The sequence below is a fragment of the Streptomyces sp. NPDC051987 genome, assembly GCF_040680735.1.
Lineage (GTDB): Bacteria > Actinomycetota > Actinomycetes > Streptomycetales > Streptomycetaceae > Streptomyces.
In genome coordinates, this window is record NZ_JBFAXI010000094.1 from 21,345 (window position 1) to 32,306 (window position 10,962).

Annotated in this window: 7 protein-coding genes and 1 pseudogene; 4 read left to right on the plus strand and 4 right to left on the minus strand. The window is 69.9% G+C overall.

Going from position 1 to position 10,962, the window contains the following annotated elements:
• The first annotated feature begins 178 nt into the window (after positions 1-178).
• Positions 179-1,336 (plus strand): phosphotransferase, encoded by a 1,158-nt coding sequence (locus tag AB0M11_RS33885; RefSeq protein WP_365711959.1) that lies wholly within the window; start codon positions 179-181, stop codon positions 1,334-1,336.
• On the opposite strand, the gene AB0M11_RS33890 is transcribed toward AB0M11_RS33885, so the two are convergent.
• The 4 genes from AB0M11_RS33890 to AB0M11_RS33905 are packed head-to-tail and all read right to left on the minus strand — an operon-like array spanning position 1,311 to position 5,191.
• A complete protein-coding gene (locus tag AB0M11_RS33890; RefSeq protein ID WP_365711961.1) occupies positions 1,311-2,087 on the minus strand; it encodes a succinate dehydrogenase/fumarate reductase iron-sulfur subunit in 777 nt (258 codons plus the stop codon). The genes AB0M11_RS33885 and AB0M11_RS33890 overlap by 26 nt on opposite strands.
• Positions 2,084-4,015 (minus strand): fumarate reductase/succinate dehydrogenase flavoprotein subunit, encoded by a 1,932-nt coding sequence (locus AB0M11_RS33895; protein WP_365711963.1) that lies wholly within the window; start codon positions 4,013-4,015, stop codon positions 2,084-2,086. The genes AB0M11_RS33890 and AB0M11_RS33895 overlap by 4 nt, the downstream gene beginning before the upstream one ends.
• A gap of 15 nt (positions 4,016-4,030) precedes the next feature.
• Positions 4,031-4,852: a hypothetical protein gene (locus tag AB0M11_RS33900; protein ID WP_365711964.1), complete on the minus strand. Its 822-nt coding sequence runs from the start codon at positions 4,850-4,852 to the stop codon at positions 4,031-4,033.
• A 48-nt stretch (positions 4,853-4,900) separates the two neighbouring features.
• Positions 4,901-5,191: a hypothetical protein gene (locus tag AB0M11_RS33905; protein ID WP_365711965.1), complete on the minus strand. Its 291-nt coding sequence runs from the start codon at positions 5,189-5,191 to the stop codon at positions 4,901-4,903.
• Positions 5,192-5,536: 345 nt separating this feature from the next.
• Here AB0M11_RS33905 and AB0M11_RS33910 point away from each other — a divergent pair, with 345 nt between their 5' ends.
• From AB0M11_RS33910 to AB0M11_RS33920, 3 genes and pseudogenes are all read left to right on the plus strand, one after another.
• Positions 5,537-7,816: an ABC transporter family substrate-binding protein gene (locus tag AB0M11_RS33910; protein ID WP_365711966.1), complete on the plus strand. Its 2,280-nt coding sequence runs from the start codon at positions 5,537-5,539 to the stop codon at positions 7,814-7,816.
• 244 nt (positions 7,817-8,060) lie between these two features.
• The gene (gene typA / locus AB0M11_RS33915; RefSeq protein WP_365711967.1) at positions 8,061-9,968 is read left to right on the plus strand and encodes a translational GTPase TypA; all 1,908 of its coding nucleotides are present in this window, start codon (positions 8,061-8,063) and stop codon (positions 9,966-9,968) included.
• A 719-nt stretch (positions 9,969-10,687) separates the two neighbouring features.
• Positions 10,688-10,962, plus strand: a pseudogene (locus tag AB0M11_RS33920) (ABC transporter permease); the annotation flags it as partial.

Below are 10,962 nucleotides of genomic sequence, written 5' to 3' on the forward strand. Positions count from 1 at the left end.
CGGGGGGCGAGTGACCGGAGACGAAGCCGACTCGGTATGACCGTATGGTGGTCCGCCGCATGCCGAAGAACGGAGGATTCAATCCTTCTGGGGGTACTGTCCCGCCGCCGTTCATCCCCCGATGGTGGCTGAAGGAGGGCCGGGCCGTGTCGCCCGTCCGGTGGCTCGGACTGCTGTGATGTCGTCCTGCGCCGTGCGGCCCTCGCAGAGCCCGCACGGCGCGCACGTCGCCCGGCGGACGAGCCCCGCCCCGGATCGCGCTACCTTCGGCGTCGCCCTCTACGGGGACTTCGTCGCCACCGAGGACGACTGGACCTCTTATTCGGAAGGACTGGGTTCGTACGCCATGACAACCGCTCGTGCCCACCTCACCCGAGACGACCTCGCGTCGCTCTCCCGCGAGGCCCTCGGCCGTGTTCCCGCCGCCGTCACCCGCCTGCGCGGGGGGAGCAAGAAGGGCGTCTACCGGCTCGCCCTGGGCAACGGCCGGAGCGCGATCGCGTACGTCTGGTCCCCGGATGAGGACTACTGGGGGCCCGTCGACGCCGACATCCGCGACCCCTTCGCGCACGCGTCCGGGCTCGGCCTCTTCCTGTCCGCCCACGACCTGCTGACCGAACTCGGGGTGCGCACCCCGCGCCTGCTCTTCGCCGACGAGGACGCCGAACACCTGCCGGCCTACGCCGCGGTCGTCGAGGACGTCCGCGGCGGCAGCCTGGAGCTGCTGCTGCGCAGCGACCCCGGCGCCGCCCGGGTACCGCTGGCCCGGCTGGCCGGCACGCTCGGCGTGCTCCGCGAACGCGTCTCCTCGGGCTACGGCAAGGCCGTCCTCGTGGAGGAGGGCGGCACACCGCTCGGCAGCTCCTGTGAGCAGGTCGTCGCGGACCGCGCGATCCGCGACATCGCGGAGGTGGCCGACCGCGACCCCCGGCTGCGTCAGGTGCGGCAGGCGCTGGCCGAGCGCGTGCAGCAGCTCTACGACGCGGTCGAACCGCGCGAGACCGCCTCCCTCGTGCACGGCGAACTCGGACCGGACCACGTCCTGGTGACCGAGGAGGGCGATCCCGCACTGATCGACATCGAAGGCCTGATGTACTTCGACGCCGAATGGGAGCACGTCTTCCTGCAGCTCCGCTTCGGGCCCGCCTACGACGTGCTGCGCACCGCCGACCTCGACGAGGACCGGACGGCCCTGTACCGGCTGGCGATGCACCTCAACCTCGTCGCCGGGCCGCTCCGGCTGCTGGACGGCGACTTCCCGGACCGGGAACCGATGCGGGACATCGCCGAGTCCAGCCTCCGGAAGGTGCTCAGCCTCCTGCGGGGCGCCTCCTGATCTTCGAGCCGAGCCAGACGAGGGGGTCGTACTTGCGGTCCACCGCCCGTTCCTTCAGCGGGATCAGGGCGTTGTCCGTGATGTGGATGCCCTCCGGGCAGACCTCCGTGCAGCACTTGGTGATGTTGCAGTAGCCGAGGCCGTGGTCGTCCTGTGCCGTGCGCTTGCGGTCCAGGCCGGAGGTCTCGGCCGCGTCCAGCGGATGCATGTCCAGTTCGGCGATCCGCATGAGGAACCGCGGCCCGGCGAAGGCCGGCTTGTTCTCCTCGTGGTCGCGCACGACATGGCAGGTGTCCTGGCACAGAAAGCACTCGATGCACTTGCGGAACTCCTGCGAGCGGTCCACGTCCTCCTGGAACATCCGGTACTCGCCGGGGCCGAGACCGGCCGGCGGCACGAACGCCGGGACCTCCCTGGCCTTCTGGTAGTTGAAGCCGACGTCCGTGACCAGGTCGCGGATGACCGGGAAGGCGCGCAGCGGGGTCACCGTGACGGTCTCGTCCTGGGCGAAGACGGACATGCGGGTCATGCACATCAGCCGCGGCCGGCCGTTGATCTCCGCCGAGCACGAACCGCACTTGCCCGCCTTGCAGTTCCAGCGGACGGCGAGGTCCGCGGCCTGGGTGGCCTGGATGCGGTGGATGATGTCCAGGACCACCTCGCCGTCGTTCACCTCGACCTTGAAGTCCTCCAGGCCGCCGCCCTCGACGTCGCCCCGCCACACCCGGAAGTGGGCCGTGTAGCCGCTCATTCGTACAGCTCCTCTTCGGCGAGGTACTTGACCAGCTCCTCCTTCTCGAAGAGGGCGAGCAGGTCGGCTCGGATGGGGTCGGTGGTCTCGCGGGTGAGGTCGATCTGGCCGCGCTCCGGGTCGGTGGCCGCGAGCCCGCCGGTGGGGTCGGCCAGCCGGCAGAGGAGGTTCACGGGGCGCCACCGGCGGTCCATCGTCGGATGGTCCTCGCGGGTGTGCCCGCCGCGCGACTCGGTGCGCTCAAGGGCCGCACGCGCCACGCACTCACTCACCAGCAGCATGTTCCTGAGGTCCAGGGCGAGGTGCCAGCCCGGGTTGAACTGCCGGTGCCCCTCCACCCCGGCCCGGCGCGCCCGCACCCGCAGCGCGGCGAGCCGCTCCAGCGCCTGCTCCATCTCGCCCTCCCGGCGGATGATGCCGACCAGGTCGTTCATGGCCTGCTGGAGCTCCTGGTGGAGGGTGTACGGGTTCTCCGGCGGGCCGGCGTCCGGCTCCTGGCTCTCGGCGGAGAAGGGCCGCAGCGCCTCGGCCGCCGCCGCGTCGATCTGCTCCTCGGCCACGGCCGGCCGCTCGTCGAGGGCCGCCGCGTGTTCGGCCGCGTGCCAGCCCGCCCGGCGCCCGAAGACCAGCAGGTCGGAGAGCGAGTTGCCGCCGAGCCGGTTGGAGCCGTGCATGCCGCCGGCCACCTCACCGGCCGCGAACAGCCCCGGCACCCCGCGGGCGGCGGCGGTGTCGGAGTCCACCGCGACCCCGCCCATCACGTAGTGGCAGGTCGGCCCGACCTCCATCGCCTCCGCCGTGATGTCGACGTCGGCCAGCTCCTTGAACTGGTGGTACATGGAGGGCAGCCGGCGCCGGATCACCTCGGCCGGCATCCGCGTCGACACGTCCAGGAAGACCCCGCCGTGCGGGGACCCGCGGCCCGCCTTCACCTCGGAGTTGATGGCGCGGGCCACCTCGTCGCGGGGGAGCAGCTCGGGCGGGCGCCGGTTGTGGTCCGGGTCCTCGTACCAGCGGTCGCCCTCCTCCTCGGACTCGGCGTACTTCTCCTTGAAGACGTCCGGGACGTAGTCGAACATGAACCGCTTGCCCTCGGAGTTGCGGAGCACCCCGCCGTCGCCGCGCACCGACTCGGTGACCAGGATCCCCTTCACCGACGGCGGCCAGACCATGCCGGTCGGGTGGAACTGCACGAACTCCATGTTGACCAGCGGCGCCCCGGCCAGCAGGGCCAGCGCGTGCCCGTCACCCGTGTACTCCCACGAGTTCGACGTCACCTTGAAGGACTTGCCGATGCCCCCGGTCGCGACGACCACGGAGGGTGCTTCGAGGACGAAAAAACGGCCGGTCTCCCGCTCGTACGCGAAGACACCGCTGACGCGTGAGCCGTCTTTCAGGATCCTGGTGACCGTGCACTCCTGGAAGACCTTCAGCCGGGACTCGTAGTCACCGGTCTCCTTCCGGTCCTCCTGCTGGAGCGAGACGATCTTCTGCTGGAGGGTGCGGATCAGCTCCAGCCCGGTGCGGTCGCCGACGTGGGCGAGGCGCGGGTACTCGTGGCCGCCGAAGTTGCGCTGGGAGATCTTGCCGTCCTTGGTGCGGTCGAACAGGGCGCCCCAGGTCTCCAGCTCCCAGACCCGGTCCGGGGCCTCCTTGGCGTGCAGTTCGGCCATCCGCCACTGGTTGAGGAACTTGCCGCCGCGCAGGGTGTCGCGGAAGTGCACCTGCCAGTTGTCGTGCTCGTTCACGTTGGCCATCGCCGCCGCGATGCCGCCCTCGGCCATCACCGTGTGCGCCTTGCCGAACAGCGACTTGCAGATCACCGCCGTACGGGCGCCCCGCTCGCGCGCCTCGATCGCCGCGCGCAGGCCCGCCCCGCCGGCGCCGACGACCACGACGTCCCACCGCTGCCGCTCCACCGCTGCCATCACAAGCCCCAGTCCCTAGAAGAATCGCGGATCGTCGAAGACACCGGACGCGAGCAGATAGACGTAGAAGTCGGCGAGCGCCACGCTCACCAGCGACGCCCAGGCCAGCTGCATGTGCCGGGCGTTGAGCCGGCCGACGAACTGCCATGCCTTGTAGCGCACGGGGTGTCGGGAGAAGTGCTTGAGCTTGCCTCCGACGATGTGCCGGCAGGAGTGGCAGGACAGCGTGTACGCCCAGATCAGCACGATGTTGACCAGGAAGACGAGGGTGCCCAGGCCCATGTGGCCCCAGCGCTCGTGCGGGTCCCGGAAGGAGAGCACGGTGTCGTAGGTCAGCACGCAGGCGACCAGCAGGGCGAAGTAGAAGAAGTACCGGTGGACGTTCTGCAGGATCAGCGGGAAGCGGGTCTCACCGGTGTACTTCGCGTGCGGCTCGGCCACCGCGCAGGCGGGCGGGGAGGCCCAGAAGCTGCGGTAGTACGCCTTGCGGTAGTAGTAGCAGGTCAGCCGGAAGCCCAGCGGGAAGATCAGGATGATGATCGCCGGGGAGATCGCCCACCAGCTGCCGAAGACGTCGGCGTTCGGGCCGGCCGGCATGGTCCGGCAGTTCTCGGCCAGGCAGGGCGAGTAGAACGGCGAGACGTACGGCGCCGAGTAGTAGTGCGCGTTCGCGAACGCCCGCCAGGTCGAGTACACGACGAACGCGAACAGACCGGCCGCGGTGACGGCGGGCGCCAGCCACCAGCGGTCGGTCCGCAGGTGCGGGGCGGAGATCGCGGCGCGCGTACGGGTGCGTACGCCGCCGCTGTTCTGATGTGGTTCCGTACCAGTGGCCAATGGATGACTCCGGTCGGGTTCGGGGGAGGTGGCCTGCGGTCAGCGCTCCTAGGGGGCGTGCCGGTCGCGGGCGCCGAGACCCTCGTCGTCCGTGTCCGTCCACAGGTTGATGTCGTAGGGATCGTCGGAGATGGTCACGAGGTCGGGGCGGGTGCCCGGGGCGGCGGTGCTGGCCGCCTCCCGCAGCAGTGCCACGCTCTCGCGCAGGTGATCGGCATCGGCACGGACACGGCGCATCTCCAGCCCGCCGCTCCCGAGCTGCTGCTCCAGGCGGCCGACGGACCGGGTCAGGTCTGCTAGGCAACGCTGGACTGACGTCAGGTCGTCGTGCACGGACATGACGTGACCTCTCTTCCACGGACCCGGTGGTCCAAGGCGGCGACGTTCATGCGCCTGCGAGTGTTGCGCGTCACACCTGCGGATGTGAAGCCATGTGCAGCGATTGGCGGATTGCGCGCCTGAGTCGCACGCCCGCACGCGCTCTGTGTGCGCCGGGCACGAGCGCGGCATTGCGCCGCACGGGTGGCCTTTGGCAGCCCCCGCCGCCGTGTCGTACCCAGCCGGCGGACCCCGTCCATTTCAGTGGGGTCCGTACTTCTGACGTACATGTGATCAACTCCAAAATACCCCCAAATGTGAACAGACCGCACCCATGTTCACGGGGCCTCCCGGAGGTAAGCAGAGATGTCTCACCACGGCGTCGGCCACAGCGCCCCTTCAGGGGCGCGGGGAACTGCGCGAGCAACCACGACGGCGCGGCAGTCGAACGACGGCGGCACCTCCCGGCGCGACCAGCGGAACCTCGCGCGTGCCGTCGCCTTCCTCGCCGCAGGCGCGTTGACCGTCCCCCTCCTCGCCGGCTGCGGCTCCGACGACGAGGGCAGCAAGCCGCTGGCCGGCCAGGACATCGTGCCGGTCGCCCGCAACGCGGTCGCGGAGGGCGGCACCCTGAAGATGGCCGTGGACGCCGTGCCGGAGACCCTGAACACCTTCCAGGCCGACGCCGACGCGGGCACCACCCGGGTCGCCCAGGCCGTCCTGCCGTCGATGTTCACCATCGACGCCACCGGGAAGCCGGTCCGCAACCCCGACTACCTGGAGTCCGCGAAGGTCATCGAGACCGAACCCCGCCAGGTCGTCCTCTACAGGCTCAACCAGCAGGCCGTCTGGAGCGACGGCCGGGAGATCGGCGCCGCCGACTTCGCCGCCCAGTGGCGCGCCCTGTCCGGCAAGGACGCCGCCTACTGGACCGCCCGCAACGCCGGCTACGACCGCATCGCCCAGATCGAGCGCGGCGCCAACGACCTGGAGGTCCGGGTCACCTTCGAGCGGCCCTACGCGGACTGGCGGTCGCTGTTCTCACCGCTGTACCCGAAGGACGTCATGGGCACCCCGGACGCCTTCAACGACGGCGCGCGCCGCAAGCTCACCGTCACCGCGGGCCCCTTCCGGGTGGACAAGGTCGACACCGCGAAGAAGGACGTGGTCCTCACCCGCAACCCGCGCTGGTGGGGCCGCCCGGCCAAGCTCGACGAGATCGACCTGCACGCCGTGGACCGCGCGAAGCGGACGTCCGCACTCGCCGACGGCACGGTCGACGTCGCCGACATCGACGCCGCCGACGCCGAGCGCATCACCCTGGCCGGCCGCGAGAAGGGCACCGGGCTGCCGCTGCAGGGCGCCGGGAAGACCTCCGCCAAGAAGCTGCGGTCCTGGGCGCTGACCCTCGGCATGCACGAGGAGAAGCTGCCCGAGGGGCCGCAGAAGCTCCGCAGGAGCATCGCCAAGTGGCTGGAGCAGCAGCACGAGCTGCGCGACTTCGCCGTCCGCAAGTCGCTGGAGCCCGCCTACACCCAGCTCGCCCTCAACGGCTCCGAGGGCCCGCTGGCCGACGAGCGGGTGCGCCGGGCCGTCGCCCGCGCCCTCGACCGCCAGGCCCTCGCCAAGCTGGTGCTCACCCCGCTCGGGCTGCCCGCCGTGCCGGTCGGCAGCCACGTCGCCCTGTCCGGGCAGGCCGCCTACTCCGACGGCAGCGGGGCGGTCGGCAGCCTCGACACCCACGAGGCGCAGGCGCTGCTCGCAGACGCGGGCTGGGTGGCCGGCGGGCCGATCAGGAACCCGGGCAAGGCGGCCGGCGCGGAGGAGGAGAAGGGCGACAAGAAGGACGACAAGAAGAAGGAGGACGGCGAACAGGGCGACGAGTCGGACGGCGGGCACGACGGGCAGTACATCGTCGGCGAGGACGACAAGGGCTCGGACGACAAGGGCTCGGACGACAGGGACACGGACGACAGGGACACCCGCGACCACCAGAAGGACCACGCCCACGGAGCGCCGGGGGCGTACGCGCCGAAGGGCACGGCGGCGCCCAGGGGCGCGGGGGCGCCGGCCGGGCCGCTGGCCAAGGACGGGAAGGCGCTCTCGCTGCGGTTCGTGCTGCCGTCGGGGCCGGGTTCGGAGACGCTCCAGTCGGTCGCCGACCAGATCTCCAAGATGCTGGACCGGGTGGGGATCGCGACCGAGATCCAGAAGGTGCCGGACGACAGCTACTTCAAGGACCACATCGCGGCCGGGCAGTACGACCTCGCGCTGTACTCCTGGCCGTCGTCCGCGTACCCGGCGACGGACGCGCGGCCGATCTACGCGAAGCCGGTGGTGGCGGCCGACGGGTCGCTGAACGTGGAGCAGAACTACACGCGGGTCGGCACCGACCAGGTGGACCAGCTCTTCGACCAGGCGCTGGGCACACTGGACGAGGACGAGGCGGACGGGCTGCTGCGCAAGGCGGACTCCAGGATCTGGGCGTCGGCGGGATCGCTGCCGCTGTACCAGCGGCCGCAGCTCGTGGGCGCGCGCAAGGACCTGGTGAACGTGGGCGCCTTCGGCTTCCAGACGCCGGTGTACCAGGACATGGGATTCCTGAAGAAGGGGGCGAAGGTGTCGCCGAGCCCCAGCAAGGGGTAGGACGTGCGGGGCCGTCGTCGGCTGCGGGCGCGTGGGGGCTGTTCGCGCAGTTCCCCGCGCCCCTTGGTCTCACCGCTGTTCGCTCCCCGATAAGTGCCCTGAGCTGCATATACGTATCCCCGCGAGCCACCGGTCGATCGGCCCCGTACCATGGGGTGAGGCCGTGGCGTGTTCAGCCCGGCAGGCCCGCGTCACACGGACGTACGCAGAGGGCCTTCTCAACACCCCGGGAGTACGCCGCAATATGGCCACGCGCCACGACATCCGCAACGTCGCCATCGTCGCCCACGTCGACCACGGCAAGACGACCATCGTCGACGCCATGCTGAAGCAGGCCGGTGCCTTCGCCGCGCATCAGCTCGACTCGGTCGACGACCGCATGATGGACTCGAACGACCTGGAGCGTGAGAAGGGCATCACGATCCTCGCCAAGAACACCGCGGTGAAGTACCACCCGAAGGACGGCGGGGAACCGATCACCATCAACATCATCGACACCCCCGGCCACGCCGACTTCGGTGGCGAGGTCGAGCGCGGTCTGTCGATGGTCGACGGTGTGGTGCTGCTCGTCGACGCCTCCGAGGGCCCGCTGCCGCAGACCCGGTTCGTGCTGCGCAAGGCGCTCCAGCAGCGCCTGCCCGTCATCCTGTGCATCAACAAGACGGACCGCCCGGACTCCCGCATCGACGAGGTCGTCAACGAGACGTACGACCTCTTCCTCGACCTGGACGCGGACGAGGAGCAGATCGAGTTCCCGATCGTCTACGCGTGCGGCCGCGACGGCATCGCCTCGCTGACCAAGCCGGAGAACGGCACCGTCCCGGCCGACTCCACCAGCCTGGAGCCGTTCTTCTCCACGATCCTGGAGCACATCCCGGCGCCGTCCTACGACGAGGCCGCCCCGCTCCAGGCCCACGTCACCAACCTGGACGCCGACAACTTCCTCGGCCGTATCGCGCTGCTCCGCGTCGAGCAGGGCGAGCTCCGGAAGGGCCAGACGGTCGCGTGGATCAAGCGTGACGGCTCGATCAGCAACGTCCGGATCTCCGAGCTGCTGATGACCGAGGCGCTCACCCGCAAGCCCGCCGAGAAGGCCGGTCCGGGTGACATCTGTGCCGTCGCCGGTATCCCGGACATCATGATCGGTGAGACCCTCGCCGACCCCGAGAACCCCATCCCGCTGCCGCTGATCACCGTCGACGAGCCGGCGATCTCCATGGTCATCGGCACCAACACCTCCCCGATGGTCGGCCGCGGCGGCTCCGGCAAGGGCGCCGACGCGAAGGCGGCGGTCAAGGACCGCAAGGTCACCGCCCGCCAGGTCAAGGACCGCCTCGACCGCGAGCTGGTCGGTAACGTCAGCCTCCGGGTGCTGGACACCGAGCGGCCGGACGCCTGGGAGGTCCAGGGCCGTGGTGAGCTCGCGCTCGCCATCCTGGTCGAGACCATGCGCCGGGAGGGCTACGAGCTCACCGTCGGCAAGCCCCAGGTCGTCACCAAGGAGGTCGACGGCAAGGTCTACGAGCCCGTCGAGCGCATGACGATCGACGTGCCCGAGGAGCACATGGGCGCCGTCACCCAGCTCATGGGTGTCCGCAAGGGCCGTATGGACAACATGTCCAACCACGGCTCCGGCTGGGTCCGCATGGAGTTCGTCGTGCCCTCGCGCGGTCTCATCGGCTTCCGGACCGAGTTCCTGACCCAGACCCGCGGCACGGGCATCGGGCACTCCATCCACGAGGGTCACGAGCCCTGGTTCGGCACCCTGCAGACCCGTAACAACGGCTCCCTGGTCGCCGACCGCTCCGGCGTCGTCACCGCGTTCGCGATGACGAACCTCCAGGAGCGCGGTGTGCTGTTCGTGGAGCCCGGCACCGAGGTGTACGAGGGCATGATCGTCGGCGAGAACTCCCGCTCCGACGACATGGACGTCAACATCACCAAGGAGAAGAAGCTCACCAACATGCGGTCCTCGACGGCCGACGTGGCCGAGTCGATCGTGCCGCCGCGCAAGCTCTCGCTGGAGCAGTCGCTGGAGTTCTGCCGCGACGACGAGTGCGTCGAGGTGACCCCGGAGGCCGTTCGCATCCGCAAGGTGAACCTGGACGCCCGGGAGCGGGCCCGCGCCGCCAGCCGCGCCAAGCACGGCTGATCGGTCCGGATCGTTCCTGATCGCAGGACATCCGAGCCCGGGTGCCCCCATCATGGGGGCACCCGGGTTTTTTGCAACCCCTTTTTGCATGGGCGGAACTCGGCCACCTTCGAGCCGGTGTCCGAAATGCGGAGATCCTCGCCCGATAGCCATGTAACAAGTCCGTTTCGCGCCCTTCTCCCGTCGAACGCTTTGTCCATTTTTCGGAAGAACTACACGCCAGCTGTGACTGAATTGAGATTTAAAGACAGTGGTCGGCACCTGGCTCATGGCAGATAGTTAGCCGCGTAGCGCTCGGGTCAATGGGTCTCGCGTTGTGGGGACAACGCCCGACTCACGAGCACCAGGGGGTGTCTGACCCTCCGTCAGGGGTGTCGGAGGGTATGGACGGGAACCTCCTGTTGGTGAACACGTGAAGTCATGAGGAGAAGTCCCATGTGCAGTGTCACAGGCACCAGGTGGGTTCCGTCGTCGGCTGTGCCGTCGGCTCCGGCCGTCGCGTCCGACTGCCCCTGTTCGTCCGGCGGTTGGGCCTGAAGCGCGGGCCGGCCGCGTAGCGCCGTCGTTCGCCTACGCGCGTCCGGCTGCGGCGTTCCCGCCCGCGCGGGGATGTCCTGACGCTTCGTCGGAGCACGCTTCATCGGATCATGCCACAGCGGTCGCGCATTCGTGCCCCGGCCGCCTGTTCGGCACACCCACACCTGTGAATTGGACGAACTGTGACGAGTCCTACGGACATTGAGGGCGGCGGACGGTCGGCCGTCGTGGACGGCGGACCGCCGCCCGGCACCGGGACGGTGAAGGTCGAGGGCCGCTCGCCCGGCCAGCTGATGTGGATGCGCTTCAAGCGCGACCGCACCGGTGTCATCTCGGCGTTCGTCGTGGCCTTCTTCTTCCTGGTCGCGGCGGCGGCTCCGCTGATCGCGAAGCTGTACGGCAAGAACCCGTACACCGTGTACGCCGATGTGCGTCCGGAGCTGTTCGACAGTGCGGG